This is a genomic window from Ottowia sp., assembly GCF_046348305.1.
Lineage (GTDB): Bacteria > Pseudomonadota > Gammaproteobacteria > Burkholderiales > Burkholderiaceae_C > Ottowia.
The window spans coordinates 1-13,773 of record NZ_JAXMEM010000016.1; the positions used below are offsets into that span (position 1 = coordinate 1).

Annotated in this window: 14 protein-coding genes; 7 read left to right on the forward strand and 7 right to left on the reverse strand. The window is 67.7% G+C overall.

What is annotated here, in order from left to right; all coding sequences use genetic code 11:
* The 4 genes from U1F38_RS16235 to U1F38_RS16250 form a co-directional block, all read right to left on the reverse strand.
* Nucleotides 1-1,139: polyamine aminopropyltransferase (locus U1F38_RS16235; protein ID WP_409988117.1), on the reverse strand; the 1,139-nt coding region annotated here is incomplete at its 3' end.
* A 244-nt stretch (nt 1,140-1,383) separates the two neighbouring features.
* Nucleotides 1,384-1,602 carry a DUF350 domain-containing protein gene (locus U1F38_RS16240; protein WP_409988118.1) on the reverse strand — a complete coding sequence of 73 codons (219 nt, stop codon included), beginning with the start codon at nt 1,600-1,602 and terminating at the stop codon, nt 1,384-1,386.
* 28 nt (nt 1,603-1,630) lie between these two features.
* Nucleotides 1,631-3,133 (reverse strand): DUF4178 domain-containing protein, encoded by a 1,503-nt coding sequence (locus U1F38_RS16245; protein WP_409988119.1) that lies wholly within the window; start codon nt 3,131-3,133, stop codon nt 1,631-1,633.
* A gap of 65 nt (nt 3,134-3,198) precedes the next feature.
* Nucleotides 3,199-4,248, reverse strand: a complete 1,050-nt coding sequence (locus U1F38_RS16250) for an SPFH domain-containing protein (protein ID WP_409988120.1) — start codon at nt 4,246-4,248, stop codon at nt 3,199-3,201.
* A 127-nt stretch (nt 4,249-4,375) separates the two neighbouring features.
* Here U1F38_RS16250 and U1F38_RS16255 point away from each other — a divergent pair, with 127 nt between their 5' ends.
* The 6 genes from U1F38_RS16255 (at nt 4,376) to U1F38_RS16280 (ending at nt 10,683) form a co-directional block, all read left to right on the forward strand.
* Complete coding sequence (locus U1F38_RS16255; protein ID WP_409988121.1) at nt 4,376-6,676, forward strand: NADP-dependent malic enzyme; 2,301 nt, start codon at nt 4,376-4,378, stop codon at nt 6,674-6,676.
* A gap of 164 nt (nt 6,677-6,840) precedes the next feature.
* Nucleotides 6,841-7,251: a ribonuclease domain-containing protein gene (locus tag U1F38_RS16260; RefSeq protein ID WP_409988155.1), complete on the forward strand. Its 411-nt coding sequence runs from the start codon at nt 6,841-6,843 to the stop codon at nt 7,249-7,251.
* Nucleotides 7,252-7,325: 74 nt separating this feature from the next.
* Entirely contained in the window at nt 7,326-7,751 is a 426-nt protein-coding gene (locus U1F38_RS16265) for a barstar family protein (RefSeq protein WP_409988122.1), read from the forward strand.
* Nucleotides 7,752-8,057: 306 nt separating this feature from the next.
* Nucleotides 8,058-9,572 (forward strand): FAD-linked oxidase C-terminal domain-containing protein, encoded by a 1,515-nt coding sequence (locus tag U1F38_RS16270; protein WP_409988123.1) that lies wholly within the window; start codon nt 8,058-8,060, stop codon nt 9,570-9,572.
* A 14-nt stretch (nt 9,573-9,586) separates the two neighbouring features.
* Entirely contained in the window at nt 9,587-9,952 is a 366-nt protein-coding gene (locus tag U1F38_RS16275; protein WP_409988156.1) for a CidA/LrgA family protein, read from the forward strand.
* A complete protein-coding gene (locus U1F38_RS16280) occupies nt 9,952-10,683 on the forward strand; it encodes an LrgB family protein (protein ID WP_409988124.1) in 732 nt (243 codons plus the stop codon). Before U1F38_RS16275 ends, U1F38_RS16280 begins: the two co-directional genes overlap by 1 nt.
* A 55-nt stretch (nt 10,684-10,738) precedes the next feature.
* Here the strand turns inward: U1F38_RS16280 and cutA are convergent, their stop codons facing one another.
* Both cutA and U1F38_RS16290 read right to left on the reverse strand, forming a co-directional pair.
* Nucleotides 10,739-11,095: a divalent-cation tolerance protein CutA gene (gene cutA, locus U1F38_RS16285; protein WP_409988125.1), complete on the reverse strand. Its 357-nt coding sequence runs from the start codon at nt 11,093-11,095 to the stop codon at nt 10,739-10,741.
* 180 nt (nt 11,096-11,275) lie between these two features.
* Nucleotides 11,276-12,436: an aminotransferase class V-fold PLP-dependent enzyme gene (locus tag U1F38_RS16290; protein ID WP_409988126.1), complete on the reverse strand. Its 1,161-nt coding sequence runs from the start codon at nt 12,434-12,436 to the stop codon at nt 11,276-11,278.
* Between the two features lie 93 nt (nt 12,437-12,529).
* Between U1F38_RS16290 and U1F38_RS16295 the strand changes: the two genes are divergently transcribed.
* On the forward strand, nt 12,530-13,210 hold the full coding sequence (locus tag U1F38_RS16295) for a MarC family protein (protein WP_409988127.1): 681 nt from the start codon (nt 12,530-12,532) through the stop codon (nt 13,208-13,210).
* A gap of 118 nt (nt 13,211-13,328) precedes the next feature.
* Here U1F38_RS16295 and U1F38_RS16300 read toward each other — a convergent pair whose 3' ends face one another.
* Nucleotides 13,329-13,646, reverse strand: coding sequence for an RNA-binding protein (locus U1F38_RS16300; RefSeq protein ID WP_409988128.1), 318 nt, complete (start codon nt 13,644-13,646; stop codon nt 13,329-13,331).
* Between the last annotated feature and the right edge of the window lie 127 nt (nt 13,647-13,773).

Here is a 13,773-nt window from a genome sequence, read left to right on the forward strand (position 1 = left end):
AAGTCCACCACAACCACATCATAGGTTTCATCTCCCTGTTGCAGCCACTGAAACGCGTCGGTGTTGACGATGTGCACCTTGGGGTTGCTCAGGGAATGCGCATTGAGCTGCGCCAGTTGTGGCGTATCGCGAAACATCCGCGTCATGGCCGGGTCCAGCTCGACCAGGGTGACGGATTCGACCGAGGGGTATTTGAGGATCTCGCGCACCGCCATGCCGTCGCCCCCGCCCAGCACGGCCACGCGGCGCGGCGCGCCCTGCGCGGCCATGGCGGGGTGCACCAGGGCCTCGTGGTAGCGGTATTCGTCGCGCTCGGCAAACTGCAGGTTGCCGTTCAGGAACAAGCGGTAGCCGCCACGCCCGTGCGTGACCACGATGCGCTGGTACGGCGTGGTTTCGGCAAAGGCGATGCGGTCCTGATAGAAGCGCTCCTCGGCCAGCGTGGTGATCTGCCCGGCGCCGGCCATGCCCACCAGCAGCAGCGCGCCCACCAGCGCGCAGGCGACGGCAAATTCGCGCCAGCGCGGCAGCTCATGGCGAAACAGCCACAGCGCCCACACGGCCACCGCGGCGTTCATCAGGCCAAACAGAAAGCCGGTGCGGATCAGCCCCAGCTGCGGCACCAGCAGCAGCGGAAAGGCCAGCGACACCGCCAGCGCGCCCAGGTAGTCGAAGGTCAGCACCTGGCTGACGAGATCCTTCAGGCTCACGTCGCGCCGCAGGATGCGCATGACCAGCGGAATCTCCAGCCCCACCAGCGTGCCCACCGCCAGCACCAGGGCGTACAGCAGCGGCCGAAACGCCCCCGGCACCGTGGCGTTGGCGATGAACAGCACGGCCGGCAACGCGCCGCCCAGGAGGGCGATCAACAGCTCGATGCGCAAAAAATGCGCCGGCAGCTCGCGTTCGAAATGGCGCGACAGCCACGAGCCAACGCCCATGGCGAACAGGTAGGTGCCGATGACGGTGGAAAACTGCAGCACCGAGTCGCCCAGCAGATAGGACGCCAGCGCGCCCGCGGCCAGCTCGTACAGCAGCCCGCACGCGGCCACCACGAACACGCTGGCCAGCAGCGCCACGGCGATGGGGCGGGGGGTGGGGCGCGCGGGCGCAACGATCGCGGAGGGCTGGGCGTTCATGGGGCGCGGCGCACCTCATCGCCTGCGGCGCATGCAGCCCCAGGAGCCCAAGGGCCGCGGAGCAGGCCACGCCAGCGATCGCCGTGGCCGGACCTGCGCCGGCCACTGGCGATGCCCCCTTCGAGGGGGCTGAGGTCTGCGGCTCCAGACCTGCCTGCGCAGGTCTGGACAGACCGAAGGGCCGCCGCCTCTGGCGGCGAGCACCGGGCGCAACAACGCACAGCGTGTGGAGACTGGGGGTGGGTCAATGTATCGCCGCCGCCACGATGATGCTGACGCCCAGGCACATGGCGGCCACGATCAGGGCCAGGGCGCGGTTGTGCTTTTCGACGATTTCCAGCCACAGGTCGTAGGGCGTGAGCTTGTCGATGATGATGAAGCACAGCCAGAAAATGACCACGCCGACGAGGGCGTAGACGATGGAGCCGACGAAGGCGGCGGGGTTGAGCCAGTGCTGATCCATGATGAAGTCCTCCGGGTGCGAAAAGTGATCACTTGTGGCTGCCGCCGCTGGAGTAGCCGCCATACGAGCCGCCCGAGCTGCGCGAGTAGCCGCCGCCGCTGCCCGATGGTCCCGAGCAGTTGCTGACCAGCACCATCACGATGATCAGCGCCACCACGATCAGGATGATGGTGGCGCAGCCCACGCCCTTGGCGGCGACGAAGGGGCCGACGGTCTGGCGCTCGAACTGCTGCCGGGCCGCGACCAGACCGAAGGCCTCGGCCACCATCTGCCCGCTGATCTTGCTGCCCACCGAGGTGGTGACTTCGCCGTTGCTGCGCTCGGTGGACAGCAGGTTGTTGCCATTGGCGTAGTCGTGGTTGGCGGTTTGCTGACCGGCCTGCACGGGCCAGTAGAACTCGCCCAGCACCTCGGTGGTGGTGGCCTCGTAGCTCGATTGCAGTTGGTAGGTGCTACCCAGGTAAGTGGCGCGTTTGCGGTCGGCGTCGATGCGCGGCGCGCCGGTGGCGGTGTGCACCAGGCTCCAGCCGTCCTCGGCGTCGACCAGAAAGGCAAAGCCGCGCTCGCGGTTGTAGAGCAGGTATTCGCTCCAGGCAAAGCTTTCATCGTCGCCCGGCTCGCGGCCCTGGCGCCGTTGATAGCCCACCACCTGCCAGCTGGCGCCCTGCAGCGTGGCCACCTTGCCCAGCGGGATCAGCGGCGTGGAATGGACGGACTGCTCGACCGCCTTGAGCTCGCCGCCCACGCCCTGCGACAGGTCGATCACGCTGTGGCAACTGGGGCAGGTGCAGCTTTTGGAGCTGTCGAGCAGCACGCTGACGGGCGCGCCGCAATTGGGGCAGGCGAAGGAGCGTCCGCCGGCGTCCTCGCGCGCGGATTCGTCCTTCAGGCCCTTCAGTTGCAAGTCCGCCAACTGGACGGCGCGGCCGCGCTCGATTTGCGGCGGCGCGTGGCCGTAGTCGATGGACCAAACCTCTCCGTTTTCGCTGCGCAGCTCGATCAGGTTGAAGGCTTGGCCCAGGGGCGGCAGCTTGGGCAACTCGCCCTCGGCGGCGATCAGCTGCACCGCGCCGCTGAAGGCCACCTGCCAGGACTGCCCCGCCACGTTGATGGTGCTGCCCACGTCCGGCTTGGCCCACTGGGGCGGTACCAGTGTTCCGCTGTCGGCTTGCGTGAAGACGTAGCTGCCGTTGTCCTCGCCCAGGGTGGCGGTGCGCCCGTCATCCAGCGCGGCGATCCATTCGCTCCACACCCCCGCGTCGCTCTTGTACTGCAGGCGGCCGACCAGGGTGAAGGGCTGCTCGCGCCCGTCCAGCGTGACGCGCCCGCTGGCCATCAATTGCAGCGGGCTGTGGTCGTCGAACAGCTCGGCCATGCGGCCGATGCGTTTGAGTTGGTCGCCACTGCGCACCACCGTGCTGCGGCAGTAGCCGCACACGGCATAGGGCGCGCTGGCGCTCAAAAACTCCACCGGCGCGCCGCAGGACGGGCAGGGCGCGCGGTAGTGACGCTGCGGGGCGTCGGTGGCCATTTTATGAAGGTTTCAGGCCGCTGGCGCGCATGCAGCGGGCGCCAACAGCTATTGTTTTAATAGTATCAAACGAGCTTTTTGAGCAGCTCGGCCTTCTTGGCGTTGAACTCGTCCTCGGTCAGGATGCCCTTGGTCTTGAGCTCGCCCAGCTTCTCCAGCGTGGCCATCACGTCCTCGGGCTTGACGCCCACCGGCGCTGCCGCGGCAGGCCCGGCCGCGGGCGCGCCGCCCTGCAGCGCGGACTGCATGTTCTGCGCCAGGATTTGCCCCATGGCCACGCCCGCGCCCATGCCCAGCCCGGCGCCGGCCAGGCCGCCGCCGTCGCCACCCGCGCCCACGCCCTCGGCCATCTTGGGGATGGCCTGTGCGGTCTGGTACTGCATGAACTTGCCCATGTCGCCGCCGACCATGCCCATGCCGATCTTCTGGTCCAGCACCTTCTGCAACTCGTCGGGCAGCGAGATGCTTTGCACCGTGGTGGCCTCCAGCTTCAGGCCATAGGCCTCCATGGCCGGGCCCAGGGCGCTGGCCAACGCCTGCGCAAAGGCCTGCTGGTTGGCCGCCAGGTCCAGAAAGGGCACGCCACTTTGCGCGATGCCGGTGGCGATGTTCTGCATGATCAGGCCGCGCAGCTGGCCGTCCAGCTCGCTCACGTTGTAGGCGTCGCGCGTACCCGAGATCTCGGTGTAGAACTTCTTCGGGTCGGCAATGCGGTAGGCGTAGTTGCCGAAGGCCCGCAGCCGCACGGCCCCGAACTCCTTGTCGCGCACGGTGATGGGCTGGGGCGTGCCCCATTTCTGATCGATCTGCTGGCGCGTGCTGAAGAAGTACACGTCGCTCTTGAAGGGCGACTCGAACAGCTTGTCCCAGTTCTTCAGGTAGGTCAGCACCGGCAGGGTGCGCGTGGTCAACGTGTGCGTGCCGGGGCCGAACACGTCGGCCACCTGCCCCTCGTTGACGAACATCGCCACCTGCGACTCGCGCACCACCAGCTGGCCACCGTTCTGGATTTCCATGTCCTGCATCGGGTAGCGCCAGGCCAGCGTGCCGTCGCCGGTCTCGGTCCATTGCAGGATGTCGATGAACTGTTTCTTGATGAAATCCATCAGTGCCATGGCGGGCCGCTCCGTTGGGTGAAATGTGGGCGCATGATACGGGCAGCGCGCGCACCCGTACAGGCTGGTTTCCTACAATCGCCGCGCCCATCCACCACCGACCCGAGCGGTGCCCGAGGAAATGCCCATGACCACCCCGATCCCCAGCGACGACGACAAACAAGCCCAGCTGCGCCAGGCCGCGCTGGACTATCACGAGCACGGCGTGCCCGGCAAGATTGCCGTGCAGCCGACCAAGACCGTCAGCAACCGCTACGAGCTGTCGCTGGCCTACAGTCCGGGCGTGGCCGCGCCGTGCGAAGAAATCGTGGCCGACCCGGCCGCCGCCTTCAAGTACACCGCGCGCGGCAACCTGGTGGGCGTCATCACCAACGGCACGGCCGTGCTGGGCCTGGGCGACATCGGCCCGCTGGCGGGCAAGCCGGTGATGGAGGGCAAGGCGGTGCTGTTCAAGAAGTTCTCGGGCATCGACGTGTTCGACATCGAGATCGCCGAGAAGGACCCGGACAAGCTGGTGGAGATCATCGCCGCGCTGGAGCCGACCTTTGGCGGCATCAACCTGGAGGACATCAAGGCGCCCGAGTGCTTCATCGTCGAGCGCAAGCTGCGCGAGCGGCTGAGCATCCCCGTGTTTCACGACGACCAGCACGGCACGGCCATCGTGGTGGGCGCGGCGGTGGTCAACGGCCTGAAGGTGGTGGGCAAGAAGATCGAGGACGTCAAGCTGGTGGTCTCCGGCGCGGGCGCGGCCGCACTGGCCTGCACGGGCCTGCTGGTGAAGCTGGGCGTGCCGCGCGAGAACGTGTGGGTGACCGACATCAAGGGCCTGGTCTACGAAGGCCGCACCGAGCTGATGGACCCGGACAAGGCGGTGTACGCGCAACAGACCGACAAGCGTACCCTGGCCGAGGTGATCGAGGGCGCCGACGTCTTTCTGGGCCTGTCGGCCGGCGGCGTGCTCAAGCGCGAGATGGCCGCGCGCATGGCCGCGCGGCCGCTGATCCTGGCGCTGGCCAACCCCAACCCCGAAATCATGCCCGAGGACGTGAAGGCGGTGCGCGACGACGCGCTGATCGCCACCGGCCGCACCGACTACCCCAACCAGGTCAACAACGTCCTGTGCTTCCCCTACATCTTTCGCGGCGCGCTGGACTGCGGGGCCACCACGATCACCAGCGAGATGGAGATCGCCGCCGTCAACGCCATCGCGGAGCTGGCGCAGGCCGAGCAAAGCGAGGTGGTGGCGCGCGCCTATGCCGGTGAAAAGCTGGCCTTCGGGCCTGAATACCTCATCCCCAAGCCCTTTGACCCGCGCCTGATGATGAAGATCGCCCCGGCCGTGGCCGAGGCGGCGGCCGCCAGCGGCGTGGCCGGGCGCCCGATTGCCGACATGGGCGCCTACCGCGAGAAGCTGCAGGCCTTCGTCTACGCATCGGGCACGACGATGCGGCCGATCTTCGACACGGCCCGCGCCGCCGCCAGAAAGCGCATTGCCTTTGCCGAGGGCGAGGAAGAGCGCGTGCTGCGCGCGGCCCAGATCGTGGTGGACGAGGGCATCGCCCGCCCCACGCTGATCGGGCGGCCGGCCATCATCGCCCAGCGCGTCGAGCAGTTCGGCCTGCGGCTGAAGGAGGGCACGCACTACGACGTGGTCAACACCGACTTCGACCACCGCTATCGCGAGTTCTGGCAAACCTACCACCGCATGACCGAGCGCAAGGGCATCACCGTGCAGGTGGCCAAGATCGAGATGCGCCGGCGCCTGACCCTGATCGGCTGCATGATGCTGCACCACGGCCATGTGGACGGCCTGATCTGCGGCACCTGGGGCACCACGGCCAACCACCTGCACTACATCGACCAGGTCATCGGCAAGCGCGCCGGCGCGCCGGTGTACGCCTGCATGAACGGGCTGCTGCTGCCCGACCGGCAGCTGTTTCTGGTGGACACCCACGTCAACTACGACCCCGGCGCCGAGGCGCTGGCCGACATCACCACCATGGCGGCCAAGGAAATGCTGCGCTTCGGCATCCACCCCAAGGCCGCCCTGCTGTCGCATTCCAACTTCGGCACCAGCGACGAGCCCAGCGCGCTCAAGATGCGCCGCACCCTGGCCCTGCTGCGCGAAAGCGCCCCCTGGCTGGAGGTGGACGGCGAAATGCACGGCGACGTGGCCCTGGACGGCGCCGCGCGGCGCGCGCAGATGCCGGGCGCGCTGCTGGCCGGCAACGCCAACCTGCTGGTCTTCCCCGGCATCGACGCGGCCAACATCGCCTACAACCTGCTGAAAACCGCCGCCGGCGGCAACATTGCCATCGGCCCGGTGTTGCTGGGCGCAGCCAAACCTGTGCATATTCTCACGGCCAGCGCCACCGTGCGCCGCATCGTGAATATGACGGCACTGGCCGTCGCCGACGCGAATGATTGAAAACACAGCCCTGCGAAATTAGTGAGCGCACACTAATTTTGCTTTTTCACCCGCACGGGCCCTCGCAGGAGCATGGGCAAGTGCTTGATTTTTCTCGCCCGCTGCGTCACACTATCGCCTTGGAATTTTCGGGTTTACCCGGGGTTCTTGAGAGGTGTTTTTTCATGTTGCGAACAGCGGCATCGCATGTTGCCCGATCGCTCCTGGTTTTGTCGCTGTGCGCAACCCCCTGGGTCGGCACGGGCGTGGCCCAGGCGCGCAGCGGGTTCTGGGGGGCGCAATCCACCACCATCGCGGTGGCCGAATTGCCCCGCCAGGGCCAGCAAACCTGGCGCCTGATTCATCAAGGCGGGCCGTTCCCCCATGAGAAGGACGGCGTGGTTTTCGGCAATCGCGAACGCCAGTTGCCCGCCATGCGGCGCGGCTACTACCGTGAATACACCGTCGAAACCCCCGGTGCGCGCAATCGGGGCGCCCGCCGCATCGTCTGTGGCGGCGCCGAGCGCACGCAACCCGACGCCTGTTATTACACCAGCGACCATTATTCGAGTTTCAAGAGGATCGTCGAGCCATGAAGGCGCATGAGCAGTTTCAACCGGTACAGCTGGCTGTGCCGGATCGGTCATTGACTTCAGAGAGAGCAGCGGAGATGGATCAGCCACTTCGTCAACCAGGGGATGTGCCCCTGAAAAACGTGCGCGCCAACATCGTGCAGTCGATTCGCGCCTTTCACGCGGGCGACTTGCAGGAGGCCGCCACCGAGCTGGGTCAGCACTTCCTGTACGCCAACCTGGCGCAGGCCCAGACCAAGCAGGACGTGCTCGACCAACTGGCCGCGCAGTTCAGCCTGCCGGCGCACTTCGGCAAGAACTTCGACGCGCTGTACGACTGCATGACCGACCCGCTGCACAAGGCGGGCTCGCAGCCGGGCTTCATCGTCGTGCTCGAGCACATTCCGGCCACGCCCAAGTTCGACAAGGAAGCGCGCGAGCAGCTGCTCGACATCTTCCGCGACGCGGCCGACTACTGGAGCGATCGCAAGATCCCGTTCCGGTGCTTCTATTCTTTTCGGTAGCCCGTTCTGCACACACCAGCCAAGCAGAACGGGCGAACGAGGCAAACACCGAAGCGACCGACGACTCCGGCATCGAGTCCGGCGAAAAAATGCCCACCGACAAGCTCGTGGACATCTCCCCACTGGCGCTGCGCATGAGCAGCCCCTTCAACGCCGGCTACTGGCTCAGCGCCGCCTGACCCGCGGACGCCCCCCGGCCAGGAAAGCCCGCCCCCACCGGCGGGCTTTTTTGCGCGCGCGCCCTGATTGCGCGCCATCGCCACGCGGGCCGATATAGTGTCATCCTTGTTGCCCCCGAGTCGTCCCATGCAAGAGCCCGCCCTCCCCACATCCAGCCCGGCCGCGCCCGACGCTCCCAGCCACGCGCAGAGGCAAGCCCAGGTGGTGCAGGCACTGCAAGCCGTGCTGCCGCCCGCTGCCCTGCTGTGGACCGACGAGCAAACCACCCCTTATGAATGCGACGGGCTGACGGCCTATCGCCAGCGGCCCATGGCCGTGGCCCTGCCCGAGACGGACGAGCAGGTGCAGGCCGTGCTGCAAACCTGCCACGCCCTGGGCGTGCCGGTGGTGGCGCGCGGCGCGGGCACGGGGCTGTCGGGCGGCGCGCTGCCGCACGAGCGCGGCGTGACGCTGTCGCTGGCGCGCTTCAACCAAATCCTCAGGATCGACCCGCTGGCGCGCATCGCCCGCGTGCAGTGCGGCGTGCGCAACCTGGCCATCAGCGAGGCCGCCGCCGCGCACGGCCTGTACTACGCGCCCGACCCAAGCAGCCAGATTGCCTGCACCATCGGCGGCAACGTGGCCGAAAACTCGGGCGGCGTGCATTGCCTGAAGTACGGCCTGACGCTGCACAACGTGCTCAAGGTCAAGGGCTTCACGGTCCAGGGCGAGCCGATCGAATTCGGCGGCGAAGCGCTGGACGCGCCCGGTTACGACCTGCTGGCCCTGGTCACCGGCAGCGAGGGCATGCTGGCCGTGACCACCGAAGTGACGGTGCGCCTGCTGCCCAAGCCGCAGCTGGCGCGCTGCATCATGGCCAGCTTTGCCGATGTGCGCGCGGCCGGCGAGGCGGTGGCCGCCGTCATCGCCGCCGGCATCATCCCGGCCGGGCTGGAGATGATGGACAAGCCCATGACCGCCGCCGTCGAGGACTTCGTGCATGCCGGCTATGACCTGAATGCAGCGGCCATCCTGCTGTGCGAGAGCGACGGCACGCCCGAGGAGGTGGCCGAAGAGATCGAGCGCATGTCGGCGGTGCTGACGCAGGCGGGCGCCACGCAGATTGCCGTGAGCCAGACCGAGGCCGAGCGCCTGAAGTTCTGGAGCGGGCGCAAGAACGCCTTTCCGGCCAGCGGGCGCATCAGCCCCGACTACATGTGCATGGACTCGACCATTCCGCGCAAGCGCCTGGCCGACATCCTGCTGGCCATCGCCGAGATGGAAAAAAAATATGGGCTGCGCTGCTGCAACGTGTTTCACGCCGGCGACGGCAACCTGCACCCGCTGATCCTGTTCGACGCCAACGACCCCGACCAGCTGCACCGCTGCGAGCTGTTCGGCGCCGACATCCTGGAGACCAGCGTGGCCATGGGCGGCACCATCACCGGCGAGCACGGCGTGGGGGTGGAAAAGCTGAGCAGCATGTGCGTGCAGTTCACCGCCGCCGAGAACGCGCAGATGATGGCGCTCAAGCACGCCTTCGACCCCGGCGAGCTGCTCAACCCCGGCAAGCTGGTCCCGACGCTGGTGCGCTGCGCCGAGTACGGCAAGCAGGTGTTCAAGGGTGGGCGCCTGCCGTTTCCCGAGTTGGAACGCTTCTGATGACCGACCATGGCCTGGAAGGCCTCAAGGGCATGGCCTGGCTGCTGGTGCTGCAATCGCTGGGCGAGTTGCTGGCCCACGCGCTCGTGCTGCCGTTTCCGGGGCCCGTGATCGGCATGGTGCTGCTGCTGCCGCTGCTGCGCGTTCCAGGCATCCACCGTCAGGTGGCCGCCTGCGCCGGATTCCTGCTGCGCCATCTGTCGCTGCTGTTCGTGCCGGTGGCCGTGGGCGTCATGGCCCATCTGGGCCTGCTGGCCACGTACGGCGTGCGGATCCTGGTGGTGATCACGCTGTCGACCTGGGCCGGCCTGGCCGCGACGGCCTGGACCTTGCGGGCCGTGCGCGAGCGCCCCGCGCACGGTGACAGCCAGGGGTCGTGATGCCGGACTTTGTCGCGCTGTGGGTGTACCTGGCATCCAAGCCGCTGTTCGGCTTGACCGCCACACTGTCGGTTTACGTGCTGGCGATGAGCGCGTATCGCCGCGTCGGCCAGGCCCCATGGGCCAATCCGGTGCTGTGGAGCATGCTGGTGCTGGCCACGGCGCTGGTGCTGACCGGCGTCGATTACGGAACCTATTTTGCGGGCGCCCAGTTCATTCACTTTCTGCTTGGACCGGCGGTGGTGGCCCTGGGCTGGCCGCTGTATGAGCGCCTGGGCGAGTTGCGCCAGCACTGGCATCGCATCCTGCTGGCCGCGCTGGTGGGCGGCACCATCGCGGCGGTCACGGCGGTTGGGCTCGGTGCGCTGTTCGGGCTGCCGCGCGAGGTCCTGCTGTCGCTGGCGCCCAAGTCGGTGACGGCGCCGGTGGCCATGGGCATTGCCGAAAAGATCGGCGGCGTTCCGGCGCTGGCCGCTTTTTTTGCCGTGCCCACTGGCGTCATCGGCGCGCTCAGCGCCCGCGTGCTCTACACCCGCATGGGCTTTGGCACCAGCGAGGACGATTGGCGCGTGCGCGGCTTCGGCCTGGGCACAGCCTCGCACGGCATCGGCGCGGCACACGCCCTGCAGGTCCACCCCAGCGCCGGCGCCTATGCGGGCCTGGCGCTGGGCTTGCAGGTGTTGCTGGCATCGGTGCTGATGCCGCTGGTGTTTCGCTGGCTGCCCATTTAGGGCCACGCTGGCGCTTACCCCGGCCCTCTCCCAGGCGGAGAGGGGGCAAGGCGGTTCAGAGCAAACCGCCGATCGGCACCCGATCGCCGGCGCCGCCCGAATTCTCCGCGACCCACGCGGCATACACCGGGTCGGCCGCCACGGTGGCGATGGCGTGGATGGCCGGCAGCTCGTAGGGGTGGCGCGCGCGGATGGCGGCCTCCACCTGTGCGTACTGGCTGGGCATGGTCTTGAACAGCACGCGAAACTCGCCATCCTCGAACACCTCGCCGCGCCAGCGGTAGATGCTGTCGATCGGCTCGATCTGCGCGCAGGCCGCCAGTTGCAGGTGCACGATGGCGCGCGCCAAAGCCTGCGCCTCTTCGCGCGAGCCGACGGTGGTGACCACCAGCCAAGGCAGCGGCGCAGGCACTATGGCCCCCCACGCTCCACGGCTGCGCCTGTTGCGCTGCCCCCCAAGGGGGCGCTCGCGCCTTCGGGCGGCCGTGCGGCGCTCATCTTGGCCCCCCACGCTCCACGGCTGCGCCTGTTGCGCTGCCCCCCAAGGGGGCGCTCGCGCCTTCGGGCGGCCGTGCGGCGCTCATGACGCCCCTCAGGCCGCGGCGGTGGCGCGCGCCGGGTAGCCCATGCGATCCAGCGCCGCCGCCAATTGGCCCACGCTGCGCTCGACGTGGGCCCACTTGTCCAGCCCGAACAGGCCCAGGCGGAAGGTGGAGAAGCCTGCGGGCTCGTCGCACATCAGGGGCACGCCGGCGGCGCTTTGCACACCCTGGGCGATGAACTTCTTGCCGTTCTGCACCTCGGGGTCGGTGGTGTAGCTGACCACCACGCCCGGGGCCTCGAAGCCCGCTGCGGCCACGCTGGGAAAGCCGCGATCGACCAGGAGCTGGCGCACCTGGCGGCCCAGCTCGAACTGCTGCGCGCGCACGGTGGCAAAGCCGCGCTCCTTCGTCTCGCGCATGGTGTCACGCAGGTCGACGAGCGCCATGGTGGGCATGGTGGCGTGGTAGGCATGGCTACCGGTCTCATACGATTGCATGATCTGGTGCCACTTCTTCAGATCCATCGAGAAGCTGCTGCTCGTCGTGCCCTCCAGCGCCTTCACCGCGCGCGCCGACAGGCCGATCATGGCGCAGGCGGGCGAACTGCTCCAGCCCTTTTGCGGCGCGCTGATGAGCGCGTCCACGCCCAAAGCGCGCATGTCCACCCACACCGCGCCCGAGGCCACGCAGTCCAGCACGAACAGGCCGCCCGCCGCGTGCACGGCCTCGCCGATGCGCTTGAGCTGATCGTCCGGCATCAGGATGCCGCTGGCCGTCTCCACGTGCGGCACAAAGACGACGCCCGGCTGCTCGCGCGCAATGGCGGCCACGATCTCGTCGATCGGCGCCGGCGCCCACGGGGCCTGCGCGCCATCGCCGGTGCGACGCGCCTTCAGCACCGTGATGCGCTCGCCGCTGGTGATGCCGCCGGCCTCCAGGATCTGGCTCCAGCGGTAGCTGAAGTAGCCGTTGCGCACGATCAGCACCTTCTGCCCGCCGGCAAACTGGCGCGCCACGGCCTCCATGCCGAAGGTGCCACTGCCGGGGATCAGCGCGGTGGCGTCGGCGCCATACACCTCTTTCAGCATTGCGCTGATGTCCTTGATCACGCCCTGAAAACGCTTGGACATGTGGTTGAGCGCGCGGTCGGTGTAGACCACCGAAAATTCGAGCAGGCCGTCGGGGTCGATGTGGGGCAGCAAACCGGGCATGAAGTCTCTCCTGGGTAGGCCTCGGCACCATGCACGCGCGAGGCAAGCAATTCAGCTTATCACGCGAACCATCGCCCCGTTACATTAGCGCCCATGGAAATCCCGCTCCTGCTCGGCACTTTCGGCAAGAGCCTGCTGTTTGCCGTGGCCACCGTGCTGCCCATCGTCAACCCGCTGGCCACGGCGCCCATGTTCACCACGCTCACGCATGGAGTGGACGAGTCCACCCGCGCCGATCTGGCGCGCCGCATCGGCCGGCACGTGGCCATGCTGCTGATCGGCGCCACGCTGGTGGGCTCCTACGTGCTGGATTTCTTCGGCATCTCGCTGCCCATCGTGCGCGTGGCCGGCGGCCTGGTGGTGGCTTCCATGGCCTGGCGCATGCTGAACGCCCAGCAGGCGGCCGAGGGCGATCCCGACCAGATGGCGCAGTCGGTGACCGCCAGCAACATGCGCATCCGCGCTTTCTACCCGCTGACCTTTCCGCTCACCTGCGGTCCCGGATCGATCGCCGTGGCCATCACCGTGGGCGCCAGCCTGCACACGCCCAAGGTGGCCGAGTCGCTGGTCACCTTTGCCGGCGGCATGCTGGGCATGGCGCTGATCGGCGTGCTGGTGGCGCTGACCTACCGCTACGCCACGCGTCTGCTGCGTCCGCTGGGCGAAATGGGGCAGATCGTCTTCATGCGGCTGATGGCCTTCATTCTGCTCAGCATCGGCGTGCAGATTTTGTGGGATGGGGCGAGTGCGCTGATCGGCTCCCTGCGCCATTGACAAGCCTGCTGCAATCCCACGGCGACCTCGATATGACCTCGACCGGGTCATCCAGCAGCGCACGACAAGATATTCGTCGAGAGCCCGCGACGGCTGCGCAACCAAGTTGTGCAGCACCCTACAGATCGTCGAAATCGGCCCACTGCGAAGACGGCCCCGCCGGCCCGTCGTCCTCGCCCGCGGACTGGTCGGGCAGGTCCACGACAAAAACGATCTCGCCGCCGAAGCGGCCCACGCCCAACGCCGTCATCAGCGCCGGTTCGTGCGCTCGGTCGGCGAGGCGAAGAAAACAGATGGCCTGCTGCACGCCCTCGTGCACCGAGGTGAGGATGTCGAGCCGTTGAATCGGGCCAAACGGTGCGCAGATCTGGCGCACGGCAGACCGCAACTCGGCTACGTTGGCGCACTGACGCAGCGCCTGAAATGTTGTTGTCATCCCTGATCTCCCAACGCCGCCTGAATCACCCGGTGGCGCGCCTGACCTTCAAACCGCTCGCGGATTCGTGCCTTTCATGCACCGACCATCCAGATGCGCAGCGTGACACACATGTTCACAATCGTGT

Bases quoted from the DNA above. Each gene is read 5' to 3' on its own strand.
- U1F38_RS16240 (WP_409988118.1), bottom strand. From the start codon at position 1,602: ATGGATCAGCACTGGCTCAACCCCGCCGCCTTCGTCGGCTCCATCGTC.
- U1F38_RS16245 (WP_409988119.1), bottom strand. From the start codon at position 3,133: ATGGCCACCGACGCCCCGCAGCGTCACTACCGCGCGCCCTGCCCGTCC.
- U1F38_RS16250 (WP_409988120.1), bottom strand. From the start codon at position 4,248: ATGGCACTGATGGATTTCATCAAGAAACAGTTCATCGACATCCTGCAA.
- U1F38_RS16255 (WP_409988121.1), top strand. From the start codon at position 4,376: ATGACCACCCCGATCCCCAGCGACGACGACAAACAAGCCCAGCTGCGC.
- U1F38_RS16260 (WP_409988155.1), top strand. From the start codon at position 6,841: ATGTTGCGAACAGCGGCATCGCATGTTGCCCGATCGCTCCTGGTTTTG.
- U1F38_RS16265 (WP_409988122.1), top strand. From the start codon at position 7,326: ATGGATCAGCCACTTCGTCAACCAGGGGATGTGCCCCTGAAAAACGTG.
- U1F38_RS16270 (WP_409988123.1), top strand. From the start codon at position 8,058: ATGCAAGAGCCCGCCCTCCCCACATCCAGCCCGGCCGCGCCCGACGCT.
- U1F38_RS16280 (WP_409988124.1), top strand. From the start codon at position 9,952: ATGCCGGACTTTGTCGCGCTGTGGGTGTACCTGGCATCCAAGCCGCTG.
- U1F38_RS16290 (WP_409988126.1), bottom strand. From the start codon at position 12,436: ATGCCCGGTTTGCTGCCCCACATCGACCCCGACGGCCTGCTCGAATTT.
- U1F38_RS16295 (WP_409988127.1), top strand. From the start codon at position 12,530: ATGGAAATCCCGCTCCTGCTCGGCACTTTCGGCAAGAGCCTGCTGTTT.
- U1F38_RS16300 (WP_409988128.1), bottom strand. From the start codon at position 13,646: ATGACAACAACATTTCAGGCGCTGCGTCAGTGCGCCAACGTAGCCGAG.